This is a genomic window from Poseidonibacter parvus (assembly GCF_001956695.1).
Taxonomy (GTDB): Bacteria; Campylobacterota; Campylobacteria; order Campylobacterales; family Arcobacteraceae; genus Poseidonibacter; species Poseidonibacter parvus.
Map to the genome: position 1 here is coordinate 113,353 of NZ_CP019070.1, position 20,844 is coordinate 134,196.

Annotated in this window: 12 protein-coding genes; 4 read left to right on the top strand and 8 right to left on the bottom strand. The window is 27.2% G+C overall.

Annotated elements, in window-relative coordinates; translation table 11 throughout:
* Position 1 precedes the first annotated feature (1 nt).
* Positions 2-2,608, top strand: coding sequence for a DEAD/DEAH box helicase (locus LPB137_RS00560; RefSeq protein WP_076082956.1), 2,607 nt, complete (start codon positions 2-4; stop codon positions 2,606-2,608).
* A gap of 145 nt (positions 2,609-2,753) precedes the next feature.
* Here the strand turns inward: LPB137_RS00560 and LPB137_RS00565 are convergent, their stop codons facing one another.
* The 4 genes from LPB137_RS00565 to LPB137_RS00580 all read right to left on the bottom strand — a co-directional run bounded on the left by LPB137_RS00565 (position 2,754) and on the right by LPB137_RS00580 (position 4,802).
* A complete protein-coding gene (locus tag LPB137_RS00565; RefSeq protein WP_076082959.1) occupies positions 2,754-3,752 on the bottom strand; it encodes a type II toxin-antitoxin system HipA family toxin in 999 nt (332 codons plus the stop codon).
* Between the two features lie 2 nt (positions 3,753-3,754).
* Positions 3,755-4,081, bottom strand: a complete 327-nt coding sequence (locus LPB137_RS00570) for a HipA N-terminal domain-containing protein (protein ID WP_076082962.1) — start codon at positions 4,079-4,081, stop codon at positions 3,755-3,757.
* Positions 4,081-4,293 carry a helix-turn-helix domain-containing protein gene (locus LPB137_RS00575; RefSeq protein ID WP_076082964.1) on the bottom strand — a complete coding sequence of 71 codons (213 nt, stop codon included), beginning with the start codon at positions 4,291-4,293 and terminating at the stop codon, positions 4,081-4,083. The genes LPB137_RS00570 and LPB137_RS00575 overlap by 1 nt, the downstream gene beginning before the upstream one ends.
* 170 nt (positions 4,294-4,463) lie before the next feature.
* Positions 4,464-4,802: a hypothetical protein gene (locus tag LPB137_RS00580; protein WP_076082967.1), complete on the bottom strand. Its 339-nt coding sequence runs from the start codon at positions 4,800-4,802 to the stop codon at positions 4,464-4,466.
* 252 nt (positions 4,803-5,054) lie between these two features.
* Between LPB137_RS00580 and LPB137_RS00585 the strand changes: the two genes are divergently transcribed.
* Positions 5,055-6,455, top strand: a complete 1,401-nt coding sequence (locus tag LPB137_RS00585; protein ID WP_076082970.1) for a hypothetical protein — start codon at positions 5,055-5,057, stop codon at positions 6,453-6,455.
* 270 nt (positions 6,456-6,725) lie between these two features.
* Here LPB137_RS00585 and LPB137_RS00590 read toward each other — a convergent pair whose 3' ends face one another.
* The 4 genes from LPB137_RS00590 to LPB137_RS00605 form a co-directional block, all read right to left on the bottom strand.
* The gene (locus LPB137_RS00590) at positions 6,726-7,844 is read right to left on the bottom strand and encodes a tyrosine-type recombinase/integrase (RefSeq protein WP_076082973.1); all 1,119 of its coding nucleotides are present in this window, start codon (positions 7,842-7,844) and stop codon (positions 6,726-6,728) included.
* 568 nt (positions 7,845-8,412) lie between these two features.
* Complete coding sequence (locus tag LPB137_RS00595; RefSeq protein WP_076082976.1) at positions 8,413-9,411, bottom strand: type II toxin-antitoxin system HipA family toxin; 999 nt, start codon at positions 9,409-9,411, stop codon at positions 8,413-8,415.
* Positions 9,412-9,413: 2 nt separating this feature from the next.
* A complete protein-coding gene (locus LPB137_RS00600) occupies positions 9,414-9,740 on the bottom strand; it encodes a HipA N-terminal domain-containing protein (protein ID WP_076082979.1) in 327 nt (108 codons plus the stop codon).
* Complete coding sequence (locus tag LPB137_RS00605; protein ID WP_076082982.1) at positions 9,740-9,952, bottom strand: helix-turn-helix domain-containing protein; 213 nt, start codon at positions 9,950-9,952, stop codon at positions 9,740-9,742. The genes LPB137_RS00600 and LPB137_RS00605 overlap by 1 nt, the downstream gene beginning before the upstream one ends.
* A gap of 209 nt (positions 9,953-10,161) precedes the next feature.
* Between LPB137_RS00605 and LPB137_RS00610 the strand changes: the two genes are divergently transcribed.
* Positions 10,162-13,290, top strand: a complete 3,129-nt coding sequence (locus LPB137_RS00610) for a DUF3427 domain-containing protein (protein ID WP_076082985.1) — start codon at positions 10,162-10,164, stop codon at positions 13,288-13,290.
* A gap of 479 nt (positions 13,291-13,769) precedes the next feature.
* Positions 13,770-20,840 (top strand): type I polyketide synthase, encoded by a 7,071-nt coding sequence (locus LPB137_RS00615; protein ID WP_172802454.1) that lies wholly within the window; start codon positions 13,770-13,772, stop codon positions 20,838-20,840.
* Positions 20,841-20,844 lie beyond the last annotated feature (4 nt).

The window sequence follows — 20,844 nt, forward strand, 5'->3', positions numbered from 1 at the left end:
TATGAATATAGAAATTATTAAAACAAATGTTATAGATTTTTTAAAACCTACGTTTAAATTTGAAAAAGAGCTACTGAGAGGTTTTTTATTAATTAACTCAAATAATAATGCAATTATGATTGATTATCAAATCTGTGATAAGTCAAATGCTTTTAAATACAATGAGTATACAAAAGAGCAGAACTCTTTAATGTTTAAATATGATTCATGTTATAGATTTTTGATAGATGATGAAAAAGATTTTGAAGAGTTCAAAGTTATTTATTCACATATTCAAAACAATGATTTTAACGAAGATAAAATAAAACAAAGTGGAGTAAATAGAGAATTAAAAGAAATTGATCCAACACTGCCAGAGGCTTATTTTGAGTCAGCTTTTATTGAATGTTATGGTAGAGAGTCTTTGTCAAAAATAAGAAGAGAGTTTCCTATTATTGATTTTGATGGTCAGACAAGATGGGTTGACTATCTAATACAACATAAAGATTATAATATTGCAATAGAAAAAAATGGTGAAACTTATCATCATCCAATAATTACTGGAAAAACTAAATATAAATCTCAACTACATAAACAAAATTCTTTAGTAGCTTATGGATTTAAAGTTTTTCGTTGGTCATTAGAGGGAATGAAAACAACTGATAATTTTTACGATGAAGTAAAAAAATATATCGGTGATCTTGAAGATTTACTAGATTTACAAAAGCTTTCAATTTCAAGAGAAATTACACTTTTAAGTCATCAAATTGATTCACTTAAAGAACTTGAACAAAGAAGAGAAAACGGAGAAAAAAACTTTTTAGTTGTTCTTCCAACAGGTACGGGTAAAACTGAAATTTTAATTGCTGATTTGATAGAACAGTATAAAAAAGACAAATATTTAAAAGTTTTGATTTTAGTTCCCACAAAACAGTTAAAAATAGACACTATAAAGAAAGTAAATTATAGATTTGAAAATGAATTACATGTAAAAGTATTAATTGGTGAAGAGAAAAACTCCCAAATCTTAATACAAACATATTCTTGGATGAGTAGATATTATCAAAAATTCAACAGTTTAGATTTTGACTATATTGCAGTTGATGAAGCTCATCATGCCGTTGCACCAACTTTACAAAAAGTTATTCAATATTTTAATCCTCAAATGCTTTTAGGTTTAACAGCAACAGATAAGCGACTTGATGAAAAAAGTTTGGCTGAAATATTTGGAAAATATGAATCAAACCTAACATTGGTTGAAGCAATTAAACAAGATATTCTAGCTCCAATAAAAGCTTTTAGAGTTAAAAGTAATATTGACTTATCAGAAGTTAGATTTAATGGAAAAGACTATTCTTCAACTGATTTACAAAAAACAGTAATTACACCATCAAGAGACCAACTTATTGTTGATGTGCTAAAAAAGTATTTTGTTGATAAAACTATGCCTTTTAAATCAGGATTGATTTTTTGTGTTTCAGTTGCACATGCCAAAAAAGTAGCAAAACTTCTACAAGACAATGAAATATCATGTAAAGCCGTAAGTGGAAATGATAATAATTCACAAAAGTATATTGAAGAATATCAAAATGGAGAAATCCAATTTTTAACAACTTGTTCATTACTTAATGAAGGATGGGATTCTCCAAGAACTTCAATTATAGTTATGGCAAGACCCACTATGTCTAAAGTCTTATATGCACAACAGTTAGGACGAGGCACAAGAAAACATAAAGGAAAAGAAGCACTTTATGTAATTGATGTTGTTGATAACTATGGAGGGGTAGGAACATTTAAAAATACTCCTTGGTCTATTCATTCATTACTAGGAATATCTGAATACAAACCTTGGGCAAATATGTTAAATCCAAATAAATTATCCTATGAAGAAATTTTACTTGAGGGACTTTATGAAGAAGAGAGAAAACTTGAATATATAGATATTTTTACTTTTGAGGAGAAATATGCTGATTACCTTAGTGATGAACAACTAGCAAGAGAACTTTTTATCTCAACAGGAACATTACGTTCTTGGGTAAAGAAAAATGAAGTTACTCCAGATGTTCAAATTTCTATAGGTAAACAATTTCTAAACTATTATCACCCTTCTAAAATTGAAGAGATAAGGAAAAATAAAAAGTTAAAGGTTCATAATGATGAAACCATATATGAAGATTTTTTTGAGTTTATCAATGAAGGAACTTATTCTCTTTCTTATAAAATGATTTTTATTTTATCATTTCTACAAACTATTGACCATAATGGAGAATCAACTTTAGATGATTTAGTTATGGAATTTAAGAAATTTTACCAATATAGAATAGATAAAAACTTGAAAATGGATAGAAGTAAAAGTCCTTTTGAAAAGCAAGACTTTATAGATAATAACTCAAAAGTTAAACAAAATATTTTGGCAAATCCATTTGAAAAATTTGAGAGAAAAAGATTTATGTATCATTGTAAAGATTTGAATAACATTGCATTTTCAAATGTTTTATGGAACAAAATTAATAATAAAAATGATATCCAAAAAATAAAAAAGAAATTTTTTGATGATTTAATTAAATATTATGAGGAATATGGGAACTTTGATATTGATTATTGGAAAAGTAATTGGACTATAATTTAGGAGACAAGATTGTCAAATTTATATCAAAAAAACTATGTGTCTGTAGATACCCATTTAAAGAAGTTATGTAAGATATATTTGATAATTTTAGTACAAATTAGTGCTACGATTTGAAGTGTTAGAAATAGTATAAAAATATTTTATACTACTTAATCCTCAATCTTTTCATCCTATCTTTATAAGATTCTTTATAAAACTCTTTTGCTTTAGGACTTAAAAAAGATTTATCAATCAAATCTTTTACCTCTAAATATGAATCTTCAATAAATTTTATAATTTTATTAAATCTTATTTCAGGTAAATCTATATACTTAGCAAAAGTTTTAAAATCATCATAAGTATAGTAACCATATGCTTCATATGTTTCTGTATAATCATCTAATAAATCTATTGCCATATCTCCATATTTTTCATTTATATGAAATCTTGTGTTTAATAAATCATAACTTGGTGTTAAAAAGTATTCATTAGAATCTGCTTTACTATACAAAGAAAAGTTTTTAAGATGAGCATCGCCATTACATATTAGATAATTTAAAATAATTCTTTTGAAAAAATCTTCTTGTGATACTATACTAGTTGCTACATGCTGTTTTATCATCTTTGCACAATCTAAATAACTACAAGCATCATATTTATAATTTTCTCCATGAGTTACTGGTGTTATTCCCATAATTCCTGCAAAATCTTCTTGATCATATTTCAAGTTTGTTTCTTCATCATAATCAAATCTTTTTGTTATATAAGCTAACTCTCCATCACTAAACCTAATCAAACCACATGAAGCTGTAGGAATTTTAAATATACTCTTTGAAATAAGCATTGATAAATGTTCATTTGCCACAATATCTTTTTCATTTTGAATATGTCCATCCCCATTAGTAATAGGTTTTAATATATATTTACCATTACTTGCCGTTGGTATTAAATCTTTTTTTTCAAAAGTTAAGGAGATTTTATCTTGTACTCCAGAGATTGACATTCTAGGAGATAGTTCTGCTCTTTTTTTAGTAAATTCAATTCTGTCAAAATTTAAAGGATTTGGTACATTCCCATTAAATAGTTCTTTAATACATTTTGAACAATAGTTATTCCGTAATTTCTTATTTGCTGCTAAGCAGCCTAAACATATCTTATCTTCCATTTTTATATCTCATCTTTTTCTATTGTAATAGAACCTATTGTGTTCTCTTTTGTTGTTAATAGTAATCTTGAAAAATCATCATTTTTATCAATTCTAAGTTCTTTGCATTGAATATCTTTTAATTTACCTTCTGCTAATAAATTATAAAAAAAAGGAAATAAATTCTTTGAGGTAAACTCCTCTTCTTGTAATGGAAATGTAAGACTAATAGCTTTTGAATTATCTTTACTTAAATACTCTTTGTTATAAACAAAACTATAGCTATTTTCATCAAGTTTTGTAAGTAAACCAGTAAATATACTATTTCTAAAAACTTTTGCTCTTTGCATTATTTAATCTTCACTTTGATATCCAATTCCATTCCTAATACATCTAAAAGTTTTTCTAGTGTTTTAATTGTAGGATTTGCTTTTCCATTTTCAATCTCAGATATTGAAACATAATTAACACCCGAATAATCTTGTAAATCTTTTAATTCAAGATTTAATTCTTTTCTTCTTTTTTTAATAGTCTTACCTATTTTAGTAGAGGTAGCTTCCATTTTAATACCTTAATATATATTTCTATTTAGTATATAAGTTAAATATGACCAATTATATAGCTTCTAAAATAAATATTTGCTTTAGTTTTAGTATATATACTAAATAGTATTGTTTCCATTATGAATATTTAAGAGAATATTTCATATTTAGCATATATATGAAATATAAGTTATAAAATATCTTCTGGATTAATTTCTCTAGTATGTGGATTATATGGCTTATGTTTTTTATCTCCAATTACAATTTTTTTTATTTTTGGAGTTTTATCTGTTTCTTTTAGTTCTGCAGTTTTATTTTGTACAATGTTAGAGATAGAAAATCTTTTATCTTTATTAAAAATAAATTCTTGAAAATATCTATTAAATTGTTTATAAGACATAGAAATTATTTCTTCTTTTTTGAGTAGTTCATATAAATGTTTGGCAACAACAAGTCCTCTTTTATAATACAAATCTTTAATATAATCATAATTACTAAAAAATTGAACTTTAGCAGTACCTCTTTGCATAATTAATGTCCTTTAATGTCTTTTTAATAGATTTAAGGTTATTTTACTTATATATAACTTAAAAATTAATCAAGTAAGTAAAATTGAGATAAAGTGACATATAATGCATTAGAAGAAAAAGGCAAGATGTGTAAAAGACTGTCATTAATAAATTAATTGAAAGTTTTTACTATCTTGAATTTATTCACAATGTAATTGTTCAACAGAAATGATACATATTGAATTAAAAATATTTATAATAAGGATCCTGTATTGATTAATGATAAAGAACTTAATGAACTATTTGAGAAGAAAAAAGAGTATTTTAATAATAAAACAAAAGATGAGATAAAAGATTGTATTACTAAGGATTCTGAATATAATGTGGTAACTTTAAAACTTGAACTTAAAGACTTTGGTTTTTTTAAAGAAGCTAAAAATGTAGAAAAACTGATGATTTATTTTGGAGTATACGATAATGATACAAATGAATATTTAGATTATTCAACTTATTCAAATGTTGATATTAATGCTGATATCATATTGTCAAGAAGATCTGTCATAGTTAAAAAAATCAATAAATATTTAAATTTTGATGCTAACTTATCCTTTAAAATATTTATTGTCCCTATTATTCAAGAAAATGAAGACTTGATCTTTTCTTTAGAACAAAAACTATATTTACCAGATATAACAAGTACTAATAATGAGAACTTTTTGGGTAGTTCAAAGAAACTTCTTACATTTCTATATAGTAAAATATTGCCAATATTTATATTTATTTTAATTCCTGCCAATGTATATATTTATTTAATAAAAAAAATAGGTTTAGTTGAATCCTTAATTGATATTTCGACAATAACTACAACGGTAATATATTTATTAAATGAGACAATAAATATACTTTTTGATAATTTACTTTCATTTTTTATTGGAGGAATATTATTTATTCCAGTTTATTTATTAATTATATTTTTTTTCACAGTTTATGGCTTTTACATTTTTAGCAAAGTCTTTAGAGTTATAAAAAAGTTAGTCTTATGTAATACAAAAAATGAATATCATGAGATACTTTATGAAAAAATTACAATAAAAAGGCTCCATTTCGATTTAGTACCTATGATTAAATCTTTTTTCTCAACTAAATATATATATTTATACTCATTAACTTATTCATTGCTAGTATTGTTTTTATTTATGGTCTTTTTTATTACTCAAATAGCTGATACAAATAAAAATAGTATAAATAGTATAAATAAAATAAATACTGTAATATCGATTGCTGCGAATGAGTATATTCAATATTCTGCCTTTCCTAAGCTAGCTAATATAAAATTAAAAAATGAATCTTCTAAAAAAGAATTTGTATTATTTATGGGCTATGATAAAACATACAGTTACTATTACGATATAAGTTATATTAATAATGTTTTATCAAAGTATTCAAGTAATGAAATACAAAAGTTTATGGAAGATTATAAAAAACACAATAATCATCAAAAAATTGAAATTTCTTTTCAAGATATATTTAAAACTTTTCTAGCTGGACATATAGATAATAATAATATAAAAGCAATAAAAAATGATATGTATGAGTTTTATGATATAGGTAAATTTAGTATGGGTGGAGATATTTTTTCTAAATTAAAAGATGGAGAACTTAGTATCAAATAAATCTTTGCCTATTATCAGTATATTCAGCTAATGGAAAACTTTCTAATTGATTTAATAGGTGTGATGGAGTTGCTTATATAGATAATTAGATTTAGTTGAATTAGTTGAAATTCAACTAATCACTACCAATTACAACCAATTCTATTTGATATGGTTCTTTTAAATATGTTTCAGTAACAGCTAGTAACTCTAACTGAGTTTTGATAGCAAGTGATTTGGATAAACCTGGCTGAACAATTTAAAATATAATATATCTTATTACAAACAGACTTAGAACTTTAAATTGAGAATAGCATCCTTCCCACTTTCAGGAGATAATTTAGCATATCTCATAGTCATATTAATATCACTGTGATTCATCAATTTTTGAATAGTAAAAATTGGTGTACCATTAATTGCTAAATGAGAAGCAAAGGTATGTCTTAAAGTATGAACTACTGCTCTATTTTTTCTATCATCTTGATCTATTCCTTTATTAAATAAATCATTTATAACTATTCTCATTTGTTTCTGAATAGTGCTTGGATCCTTGTTAAATATTTTATCGTTTAATTCATGGTTGACAGTCCAATCTTTTAATAGACTAGATAATTCGTCAGTTAAAAAAGCTGTATAAGATACTCTTGCATCTTGATCTTTTTTTAGATCATATAGTGTAATTAAATTATTACTAAAATCAATATCTTTTTTTGATATAAAAAGTATTGAGGCTAATCTTGCTCCAGTAGTTAAAGCAATCTTTGAAAAAAGAAAAAGTTTTTTATCATCTTTTAGATAGTTATATAGAGTTTTTATCTCTTCTTCTTTTAGATATCTATCTCTTTGATTTCTAACTGAATCCATTTCAATATATTTTCTATAATCATTTTTTAATAATTCTTCGTTTAATGCAAAATTAGTTATAGATTTTAGAATTGTAAGTATGTTATGTATGGTTTTAGTTGATAAAGGTTCACCTCTTGGGTTTTCCTTTTCTTTTAAGTTTTTTTGTAATCTTCTAATATCTTCTTTAGAGACAAATTCAAGGTTTAGATCTTTAAAAAAAGGTTCCAAATGTTTTTTAAATGATGCTAGATCACTTTGTTTACTTCTGCCTTCTTTCCTATTCTCAAAATATTTTTCTTTTATATCATCTAATAAAACTTTTGTGCTTCTCTTATTTTTTGCAAGATTAGGAAGTTCTTCTCCTAATCTTTGTTTCGTAATAATTTCATTTCTATATCTATTACAATAATGAGTATCTATTCCTTCTGATTGTTTTCCTATTTTTTGTTCAATATCTTTATTGTTTAAATCTTTATATCTGATATAATATGTTTTATCAATCCTATTTTTAGTTTTTGTTTCTCTATAGAATACTCCAGAATATCGAGTGTTTATCCTTTTCATTTTTCCCACCTATTTCCCATCTATAATTATCTAATATTGGAATTATAGGTTATTATAAATTAAAATACAATATCATTAATTTTCTATAAATCCCTTATTTATGGTACCTTGAGGAATATTGGAAAGAATGTAAAATATTGGAAAAATTAATTTCTCAAGTTTCGGCCCCGGCGGTTGGGGGTTCGAATCCCTCCAGGCGTACCACCTAGAAGCCCGATTTAATTACTGTTTGCAGTGTTTAGGTCGGGCTTTTTTTATGTCTATTAAAAAATCGATTCACACCTATTTCACACTATATATAATATTTATAAAAACAAACATATAGGTATCTAAAAAAAGTCTATGTCCTGTATGTACAATAAATAGTTGTAATTGCAATTGATAACTAATAAAAACTCCAAAATATAAGAATATTGAAAGTATTTTCCAGAAAAAAGTATAAAATATTAAAAAAATTATGTGACGTGAGATGCCTATTTAAAGAAGTTATGCAAGATATATTTGATAATTTTAGTACAAATTAGTGTTACGATTTAGAGTGTTACAAATAGTATAAAAATATTTTATACTATTTAATCCTCAATCTTTTCATTCTATCTTTATAAGATTCCTTATAAAACTCTTTTGCTTCAGAGCTTAAAAAAGATTTATCAATCAAATCTTCTACTTCTAAATATGAGCCTTCAATAAATTTCATAATTTTATTAAATCTAATTTTAGGTAAATCTATATACTTAGCAAAAGTTTTAAAATCATCATAAGTATAGTAACCATAAGCTTCATAAGTAGAAGTATAATCATCTAATAAATCTATAGCCATATCTCCATATTTTTCATTTATATGAAATCTTGTGTTTAATAAATCATAACTTGGTGTTAAAAAGTATTCTCTAGAATCTACTTTACTATATAAAGAGAAATTTTTAATATGAGCATCACCATTACATATTAGATAATTTAGAATAATTCTTTTAAAAAAGTCTTCTTGTGATACTACACTTGATGCTACATATTTTTTTATCATCTTTGCACAATCTAAATAACTACAAGCATCATACTTATAGTTTTCTCCATGAGTTACTGGTGTTATTCCCATAATTCCAGCAAAATCTTCTTGATCATATTTCAAGTTTGTTTCTTCATCATAATCAAATCTCTTTGTTATGTAAGCTAACTCTCCATCACTAAATCTAATCAAACCACACCAAGCTGTAGGAATTTTAAATATATTCTTTGAGATAAGCATTGATAGATGTTCATTTGCCACAATATCTTTTTCATTTTGAATATGTCCATCTCCATTTGTAATAGGTTTTAATATATATCTTCCATTAGCTGCAGTTGGTATTAAATCTTTCTTTTCAAAAGCTAAGGAGATTTTATCTTGTACTCCAGAGATTGACATTCTAGGTGATAATTCTGCTCTTTTTTTAGTAAATTCAACTCTATCAAAATTTAAAGGATTTGGTACCTTTCCATTAAATAGTTCTTTAATACACTTTGAACAATAGTTATTTCTTAGTTTTTTATTTTCTGCTAAACAGCCTAAACATATCTTATCTTCCATCTTTATATCTCATCTTTTTCTATTGTAATAGAACCTATTGTGTTCTCTTTGGTTGTTAATAATAACCTTGAAAAATCATCATTTTTATCAATTCTAAGCTCTTTACATTGTATATCTTTTAGTTTACCCTCTGCTAATAGATTATAAAAAAAAGGAAATAAGTTTTTTGATGTAAATTCTTCTTCTTGTAAGGGGAATGTTAAACTAATAGCTTTTCCAATATCTTTATTTAAATACTCTTTATCATAAACAAAGCTATAGCTATTTTCTTCAAACTTTGTAAGTAAACCAGTAAATATACTATTTCTAAAAACTTTTGCTCTTTGCATTATTTAATCTTCACTTTGATATCTAATTCCATTCCTAGTACATCTAAAAGTTTTTCAAGTGTCTTAACCGTAGGATTTGCTTTTCCATTTTCAATCTCAGATATTGAAACATAATTAACACCCGAATAATCTTGTAAATCTTTTAATTCAAGATTTAATTCTTTTCTTCTTATTTTTATAGTTTTACCTATTTTAGTAGAAGTAGATTCCATTTTAATACCTTAATATGTATTCTTATTTAGTATATAAGTTAAATATGTTTAATTATATATCTATAAAAATTAATATTTACTTTAAATTTAAGGTATATACTAAATAATATGATACTAATTGATAATATTTGAAAAAAGACTTCATATTTAATATATATGTTAAATTAAAAATATGATAAACTCAATTTACAAAAATAATTGGATTCTAAATGTTTAAAAATGGATTATACGAACAACTTATAAATAATTTGATTTCAAACAAACTAAATTCTTTGGATTTAGAAACCATCTATTATAAAACTACTACTATTGAGAAATCAGAAGCCTCTACTTTTTTAACGCAATATATAAGTGACTTTATAAATCATTCATTAAATCTAATAAGTGGTGAAAATAGTATTGAAACACAAATAAATATCATAAATAAAATAATCTTATTACTTGAAAATGAAATAGAAAAGCAAGACTTTAAAGATAATTTACTTGATATTAATACTTCTATTTTAAAAGCAGTTATACCAAAACTTGATTCTCATATAAAAGATTTTGATACTTATATTAAAGAAATTACTCCATATACAGGGCTTACACAAAGTGAACTTTTTACGGGAAGTAATGCTGGAGTTTCTTTGGAAAGTGAAATAAAAAAAGAGATACTTTCCTCTGATAAAATATATTTTTTGGTCTCTTTTATTAAGTGGTCAGGAATTAGAATATTTGAAAAAGAGTTAAGAGAATTTACAAAAAGTGGAAAACAATTAAAAATTATCACTACTTCTTATATGGGAGCAACTGATTTAAAAGCGGTTGAATTTTTAGCAAGTTTACCAAATACTGAAATCAAAGTTTCATATAATACAGCAAATGAAAGATTGCATGCAAAATCTTATTTGTTTTTTAGAGATACGGGATTTCATACGGGATATATAGGCTCTTCAAATATTTCAAAAAGTGCACTTACAAGTGGATTAGAATGGAATTTAAAAGTAACAAATTCAGAAATTTCGCACATAATAAAAAAGTTTCAAAAAACTTTTGAAACATATTGGGAAGATAAAGAATTTGAAGTTTTTACACAAGAAAAAAAGCAAAAACTTCAAACGGCACTAAAAAATGGTTCCATAAAAGATACAAATAATTTTTCAACCTTCTTTGATATAAAACCACATCATTATCAAGAAGAAATTTTAGAAGAACTTCAAGTACAAAGAGAGATTCATAAACGTTACAAAAATCTTTTAGTTGCTGCAACAGGAACTGGAAAAACAGTTATAAGTGCTTTTGATTATAAACGATTCAAACAAAATAATCCAAGTGCAAAACTTCTATTTGTAGCACATAGAAAGGAAATTTTAATACAAGCTAGAGCTACTTTTCAAGCGATATTAAAAGACAATAATTTTGGTGAATTATGGGTTGATGGAATTACTCCTTTAAGTTATGAGTATTTATTTACTTCTGTTCAGACTCTGCAAAATAATATTGAAAAACTCTCTCTTACAAAAAACTATTATGATTTTATAATAATTGATGAAGTACATCACATAGCTGCAAAAAGTTATAGACCAATTTTGCAAAAATATGAAGCTAATATTCTCTTAGGTCTTACTGCAACACCTGAGAGAATGGATAATGAAAATATTTTAGATGATTTTTGTGGAGTAACAGCTTCTGAGATTAGACTTCCTGAGGCATTAAATAGAAAACTGCTTTGTCCTTTCCAATATTTTGGGATTAGCGATAGTGTAGATTTACAAAATATAAAATGGCAAAATGGAAAATATCAAACTAGTGAACTAAATGATGTTTTGTTAAGTGAAAAAAGAGTTGGTGAAATAATCACAAAATGTGAAGAATATCTAACAGATATAAATGATGTCTTGGCAATTGGCTTTTGTGTATCACAAGAACACGCAAAGTTTATGAGTGAGAAATTTAAGGAAGTTGGTTTAAAAGCAGATTTCCTTATAATTGGAAGTTCTAATAGAGATGATGTGAAATCAAGATTGTTAAAAAAAGAAATAAACTATTTATTTGTAGTTGATATCTTTAATGAAGGTGTTGACATTCCCCAAATTGATACCATATTATTTTTACGTCCAACTGAGAGTTTAACTGTGTTTTTACAACAATTAGGAAGGGGACTTAGATTTACTGAAAACAAAGAGTGCTTGACTGTTTTAGATTTTGTTGGAAATGCTAGAGATGAATATGATTTTGAAGGTAAATTTAGAAACTTAATTGGTAAAACTTCTAATAGTGTAAAAGATGAAATAGAAAATGAATTTCCTCATTTACCTTTAGGATGTTTAATAGTTTTAGAAAAAAAAGCTAAAGAACATATTTTAAATAATATTAAAAAAGCAACTACACTTGGTAGAAGAAAATTAATATCAAAAATAAGAAATTATGAAAATCAGACAACTTTACCACTTACAATTAGAAATTTTACGAAGATAAATCATCTTTCTTTAGAAAATTTATATAAAAAAGATAGTTTTTCTAAATTGTGTTATGAAGCTGATATTGTAGAAGATTTTGATGAAGTTAATGAAAAAGAACTGATAAGAGCAATTTCTAAAAAATGGCTATTAACAAGATCTCATAGTTATTTTGAATTTATTTTAGAACTTATAGATAATAATTTCGATTTTACAAAAGAAATTATGGAAAAAAATAAACAATCATTTTTGATGCTTTATTATGATTTCTTTCAAGACCCAAATAAGTTTAATAGTTTAGATGAGGGAATAAAATATATAGGGAATAATAAAATCTTAATTAAGGAATTAAAAGAGGTAATTGAAATTTTAATAGATAAAATCACTCATATTGAAAGGGATTTAGACTTACCATATTTTTGTCCAATAAAACTACATTCAAGATATACAAGAGAACAGATTTTATCAGGTTTTGGACAAAACAGTTTTCAAAAAAAATCAAGTAGTAGAGAAGGTGTTTTAAATATAAAAGACAAAAATACTGAACTTTTATTTGTAACATTAGAAAAAACAGAAGATAGATATTCCCCTACAGCTATGTATGACGATTATGCAATAAATGACAGATTATTCCATTGGCAATCTCAAAACTCAACTAAACCAGATTATCCAAAAGGTTTAAGTTATATTAATCACCAAAAAGAGAATAAAAATATTATCTTATTTGTAAGAGAATCAAATCATAATGAAAATAAAAATGTAATGACATATATATGTCTAGGGAAAGTTATTTATAAAAGTCATTATGGAAGTCAACCTATGAGTATTATATGGGAACTTGAAAATAAAATACCACCATTTTTATGGAAAAATATTGCAAAAATGGCAGTTGGATAAATAAAAAGAACCGCTGAGTTTATGTGGCTTTACATCATTAAACAATTTTAAAATAGAATTCAAATATTGCAAATTAGTGTTACGATTTCTAATATCTTTTCTAAAAAATATTTTATATCAATTCTGAGATACGTCTTTGACAAATGCTACACTTTCTAGTGGTTGTAGTAGTGATAAAAATTGATTTGTGTTATATTCTTTGTTCTCTTCAATACTAGAAATTCCATTGATTATATTAAATATAAAAAATTTATAAATTTATTATTAATAAGATCTAATTATTTGTTTTCTCTAGTAAGATTAATATTTTATAAGATATAGTTTAATTAACTATTGATAAAAATTGTATATATCTTTTATATAAGTTTTTTTAATATTAAAAGTTTGCTGTCTTAACTTATTGGCTTTGTTATTTTAGAGTCAAGTTTATTGCAAAATTTTACTACTTAATGAAGTTTATCATTTTTAAGGAAAAAAATATGTCTGTTATAACAAATACCAACAACCCCTGGATAAGCTGCTATGAAACCAGAGAAAATGCAAAGATTCGTTTGATTTGTATTCCGCATGGTGGAGGAGGATCACATGTTTACAAAGAATGGGCAGAGAAATTACCTGATTTTATAGAAGTTTATGCACTTAATTTCCCAGGTCGAGGAAGCAGACGTGAAGAAAATGCAATTTGCAATATGTTTGAACTTCGTGATGAAATTGCTAATGTAATATCTCAAATTTCAGATAAACCTTATGTTATGTTTGGTCATAGTGTTGGTGCTTTAGTTGCTTACGAAGTTGCAAAAGAGATTGAAAAGCAAGGTATTATGCCACCACTTAGATTAATTCTATCAGCTCATAAGGCTCCTGAGGATTCAAAAGAAGATGAGCCTATGTATACGCTTAGCGATGAGGATTTAATGAGTAAAATCTTAGAGCTTGGTTTATTACCTGAGGATGTACTTGAAAATAAAGAATTACTTGATTTTATTTTGCCACCACTTAGAGCTGATTTTGAAATTTCAGAAACTTATGAGTATGAAAAAAGCGATGCTTTAACTATTCCAATAACTGCAACTTTTGGTAAAACTGATCCATTATTAAATGAACAAGATATACAAAAATGGGAAAAATATACAAATAGTGAATATAAAATCAAAGAGTATGATGGCGATCATTTTTATACAGTATCAAAACAAGAACTTCTTTTTGATGATATTGTAAAAGAGTTAAAGCAAGATTTAAAAGCTCTTCCTCTTTCAATTATGCACGGAATAAGTGCAGAGTATCCAAAGAAGTGTTTACATGAACTCTTTAAAGAACAAGCACTAAAAAACCCAGAAAAGATTGCAGCATTAGATGTTGATAAACAAATAAGCTTTAAAGAGTTAGACGAACAAACTGATTTATTAGCAAGAAAATTACAAACTTTAGGCTTAGGCGTTGATGATATTGGTGGAATTTATACCCAGAGTTCAGTTGAATATATAATTGCATATTTAGGAATTTTAAAAGCAGGTGGGGCGTATATGCCTTTAGAGGTTGCTTATCCTACAGAATTGTTAAAAAAAGCATTAAATAAAGCTAAACCAAAAGTTATAGTAACGACAAATGAATATATTGAATTCTTGCCACAAAATGAGCAAATAGTATGTTTAGATGAGAATTGGCAAGAAAGATTAACAAAAGAAAATCTTCCAGAACTTTACGCAAATCAAGAGAAACCAGATATTGACTCACTTGCATATTGTGTTATGACTTCAGGTACAACAGGTGAACCAAAAGGGATTATTTGTCCTCATAGAGGTGCTGTAAATTCGTATTATTGGAGATATAACTATTATCCATATCAAGACAATGAAAGAGAAGCTTGTAATGTCTTTTTTGTATGGGAAGCTGTTCGTGCATTGCTTCAAGGTTTCCCTACTTATGTTATTCCTGATAGCTCAATTTACGATCCATGGAAATTAGTAAGCTTTTTAGAAGAGCATAAAATTACAAGAGTGCTTTTTACTCCTTCATTATTAGAGCAAATTTTAAATACTCCTTATATAGATTTAACAAATCGTTTATCTGGCTTAAAAATTGTATGGTTAAATGGTGAAGTTGTACCAACTACATTAAAAAATAGATTCTTTGAAGTTTTCCCAGATTGTAAACTTTTAAATGATTATTCTGTTTCAGAAACTCATGATATTTGTACTTATGATTTAGCGCTTTTAGATGAAAGATACTCACCTAAGTTCTCAAGTGTTGGAAAACCAATGTCAAATGTGAGCATTTATCTTTTAGATGAAGAACAAAATCCAGTTCCACAAGGTGTTAGTGCTGAAATTTACGTAGCAGGTGATTCACTTGCTAGAGGATATTTAGGAGATAAAGAAAAAACTGATGAGAGATTTGTAAAAGATACTATTAAAAATGATGGTTCAATTATGTTTCGTTCAGGTGATGCAGGACGATTCTTGCCAAATGTAGAATTGGAAATAAAAGGTAGAATTGAGTTTATGATTAAACTTCGTGGTTATACAGTTGTACCTGGTGCCGTTGAAGCTGCTATTAATGATCATAGTGCAATTAACGCATGTGTTGTAGTTACAAAAGATAACCCTCAAACAAAACAACCTGATGCATTAGTAGCGTATTTAGTAAGCAATAAAAGCATGGAAGATAATGAATTAATAATATCTCTAAGAGAGCATTTAAAAAACAACTTGCCTCATTATGAAATCCCATCTTATTTAATAGTTCTTGATGAATTACCACTTAATAGTGTTACAGGAAAATTAGATAGAAAAAAATTACCAGATCCTGATGTTGCAGCCCACAAGGCTATAGAAAATGCACCAAAAATTGGTGGAACGTTAAATGAACAAATAATTATAGATGTATGGCAAGAAGTTTTAGGAACTCCTATAAACTCAGTTAAAGATAACTTTTTTGATTTAGGTGGGCATTCTTTATTAGCAGTTAAAATATGTTTTGAGCTTTCACAAAAGCTTAATATTCAAGTTTCAGTTGTTGATATTTTTAATAAACCAACAGTTCAATCTCTTGCAGAGCTTATTGATTCAAAAAAAGATGGCGGAGGGCTTGCTCATCTTGAAAATATTACGAGTTCAAAAGATAAAGATAATCAAAATAGTTCAAGCGATTTAGCAATTATCGGAATGGCTGGGGTTTTCCCAGGTGCAAAAAATGTTGATGAGTTTTGGGATAATCTGTGCAATAAAAATTGCTCTATTAAAGAATTAAGCAGTGAGTATTTAGAAAGTATTGGTGTTAGTGCTGAGATTTATGAAGATGAAAATTACCGCGCATATGGGGCTTTAATAGATGACGTAGAGCATTTTGATTATCAATTTTGGAATTTAAGTAAAAAAGAGTCTGTTTTAATGGATCCTCAACATAGACTATTTTTACAATCTTGTTATCACGCACTAGAAAACGCAGGAATCAAGCCAGGTAAGGGCGAGAGAACTGGTGTGTTTGGTGGTTCTTATTCACCTCTTTATTTATTACACCAATTAGGCGGTGGTGGTTTTATGGATCCAACTGATCCTATGGAATACCATTTAACTGAAACAGGAAATGATAAAGATTATTTAACAACTAGAGTTTCATATATGCTTGATTTACAAGGGCCTAGTATTGGAGTTCAGACTTCTTGTTCAACTGCTCTTTCAGTTATTAGTTCAGCTTGTCAATCACTAGAACTTAATCAATGTGATATTGCTCTTGCAGGTGCTTCAAGTATTACTTTCCCTCAAGGTGGTTATCAATATGTTGAAGGTCACATAAACTCACTAGATGGAAAAGTAAGAACATTTGATGAAAAAGCTAGTGGAACTATTTTAGGTGATGGTGTTGGAGTTGTTGTTCTTAAAAGGTTAGATGATGCTCTAAGAGATAAAGATACTATCTATTCTGTTATAAAAGGTTATGCAACAAATAATGATGGTATTGAAAAAGCTGGATATTCAGCTCCAGCAGTAAAAGGTCAACAAGTATCAGTAACACAAGCACTTGAAAACGCAAATGTAGGAGCAGATTCTATTAGCTATATAGAAGCTCATGGAACAGGAACCCTAGTAGGTGATCCAATTGAAATAAGAGCTTTAAGTGATGTTTATGAAAGATATACTGACAAGAAACAATATTGTGCTCTAGGCTCAGTTAAGCCAAATATCGGACATAGTAATATTGCTGCAGGAATGGCTGGTATTATGAAGGCAAGTTTATGTTTATATCATAAAACATTAGTACCAAATATAAACTATGATAAACCAAATCCAGCAATGGATATTGAAAATTCTCCTTTTTATGTAAATACAGAGCTTAAAAAATGGGAAGTTGATGGAGATTTCCCAAGACGAGCGGGAGTATCTTCTTTAGGAATTGGTGGGACAAATAATCACTTTATTCTAGAAGAAGCTCCAGAAGTTCAAATAAATGAAGATAAACAAGAAAAAGATAAACAAGAAAAAGATAAAAATCATAATCTTTTCTTGCTTAGTGCAAAAAGTGAAAACTCACTAAAAGAAAATGCTCTATCAATAGCCAACTTTATAGAGAAAAACCCAAATATTAGTTTAGATGATATTGAATATACGTTAAGAGAAACTAAACTATTTTATGAGTATCGAGTAGGAGTTTCTTGTACTGATAAAAACTCAGCAATTAAGGCTCTAAGAAATAGCGCAAAAGGTACTAAAGTTAGCAAACTTAGTTCAAAACAAATACAAAGTGATATAAAAAATGTTTTTGTTTTCTCAGGTCAAGGCTCACAGCATGAGTTTATGGGACTAGGACTATATCAAAATGAACCAAGATTTAAAAAATACTTTGATGAATGTTGTAAAATTTTAGAAAAAGAATTAGGCGTTGATTTTAAAGAATTACTTTTTGAAAAAGGTGCAAAAGCATTTGAATATGCCTATTATACTCAGCCATTAATTGTAGCTCATCAGTACTCAATTGCTAAAACTTTAATGGATTGGGGAATAAAACCTGATGGACTTGCAGGTCATAGTATTGGCGAATATACAGCTGCACTTATTAGTGGAATATTTTCTCTTGAAGATACTTTAAAACTTGTAATAACAAGAGGTAAACAGATGCAAAAAGCAGGAGTTGGCACAATGCTTTCAGCCTCAATGCCATTACTTGAAGCAAAAGAAATACTAAAAAAACATAATCAAGTTTCAATTGCCGTTATAAATACACCTAATAGTATTGTCTTCTCAGGAGAAGTTGAAGCTATTTTAAAACTACAAGAAGAGCTAAGAGCAAAAGATATAAAGTCTCAAAAAGTAAATGTTTCTCAAGCATTTCATTCACCAATGATGAGTGATGCTGCGCAAGAGTTAACAAAAGTAGTTAAAACAATAAAAAGAAATAAACCACAGATTCCTTTAATGTCAAATGTTACAGGAACTTGGATGAGTGAGAACCAAGTTAATGATGACGAATATTGGGGAGCTCATATGCGCGAATGTGTGTATTTTTCTGATAATATTGAGGGATTATTGGCTAAAAGCCCAAGTAATGTAATTGAAGTTGGAGCTAATACAATTTTAACTACTGCAATGCGTAGTTTTACTGGGAAACTTGATAATAAACCTTTAGTTATTCCTAGTTCAAGACATCCAAAAAATACATCTACAAATGATGCAGAAGCTCTAGATAATGTAATAGCTCAAATGTGGGTAAATGGTAGAGAAATTGACTGGAGTCTTTATAGTAATTATAAAGGAAATAGAATTGCATTACCTGGATATTCATTTGAAAAAGTGAGTTGTTGGGCAACTAATACAAATCTAATGAGTGGTAGTGTAGAAACTAGTTCTAGCAAAGATGAGATGATTAAAGATGTATCAAATCGTGGTTTTATTCCTTCTTGGACAAGAAGCGTTTTCCCAAATGTAAATGATGATTTAAAAGAGCAAAAATGGTTAGTTTTTGCTAAGGCAGATGAATTTTCAGATGATATTATAAAGTCATTAAAAGATAAAAATGCAAGTATTGAAGTAGTTTATCCAGAAGATGTAAAAATGGATGATGCTAATTCTTTTATAACGCTTTTTAATACTCTTAATAAAGAAGAAAAATATCCAAATAGAATACTTTATTTATGGACTTTAGGATTAAGTGAAGATGTAAAAGAACAGTTAGATATGAGTTTTTACCCACTACTTAATTTTACAAAAGGTTTAGCATCACAAAGCTCATTTGATACGCTTAAAGTGTGGATTCTAACTGATTATACATTTAGCGTAAATGATGAAAAAACAAATCCAGTTAAAGCTACTCTTTTTGGTCCATCAATAGTTTTACCACAAGAATATTCTCAAATAGAATGTAGAATGATTGATGTCTTACCTGCTGAAATTAGCTCTACTGATACTAAAAGAAGAGTTTTAAATGAAATATCAGCTACAAACCCTGATATCGAGCCTTTTGTTGCAATTAGAGGTATTAAAAGATTTGTAAAAAGATATGAAAAAGCAGCAATTGCACCTGTAGAAAATCAAGATGGTTTTAAACAAGATGGAGTTTATATAATCACTGGAGGACTAGGTAGAATTGCCAGAACTCTAAGTGAAAAATTAGCTACATTTAATGCAAAGTTAATCTTAACTACAAGAGGTAATGCAGATACGCAGAGGATTAAAGAACATATTCAAGTGCTTGAAAGTAAGGGTGCAAAAGTGCAGGTTCTTCAAGCCAATATGGGTGAATTTGATGATGTTGAGAATATTATCAATGTCGCAATTAAAGAATATGGAAAAATTGATGGAATATTCCATCTAGCAGGAGTTGCGGATTTAAGATATTTACCTGATATAGATAAAGAAATTTGTGAGTTAGAGTTTAATCCAAAAATTCATGGACTTTTAAATTTAGAGAATGTATTGAGTAAATTAATTGAAGAAAAAGATATCAAGCCTGATTTTGTGATGATGTTCTCTTCTCTTGCTTCAATATTAGGTGGTTATAGTATGACTGCATATACAGCAGCTAATCGTTTTATGGATGCATTTACTCAAATAAATCCATATAGACTTGGTATAAAATGGCTATGTACAAACTGGGATGATTGGGATTTTGAATACTCAAAAGAGCAAGTTAGCGCATATGAACAAACTGTTGCAAAATACTCTATGAGCCCAGAAGATGGTATTGAGAGTATTCAAAGAGTAATTTCTATGAGTGAACCTCTTCAAATTCTAATTTCTACAAGAGATATGAATCCAAGAGTTGAGCAATGGTTACATCAAAAAGCGCAGGATGAAGAGGATTCAGAAAACAGTGATGAAAAACTAGCAGATGATTTAGTTCAAAGAGTTTCAAAAATTTACAAAGATGTATTAAGTATGCCTGAACTAAATGATGATGATAATTTCTTTAGTGTTGGGGGAGATAGCTTGATTGCAAGTCAAATTTTATTAAAACTTCGAAGAAATTTAAAAGAATATAGCAGTAAGCTTACACTAGCTAGTGTGTTTGATTATCCTTCTGTAGAATCATTGGCTACTTGGCTAAAAGAGAACTAGCAAC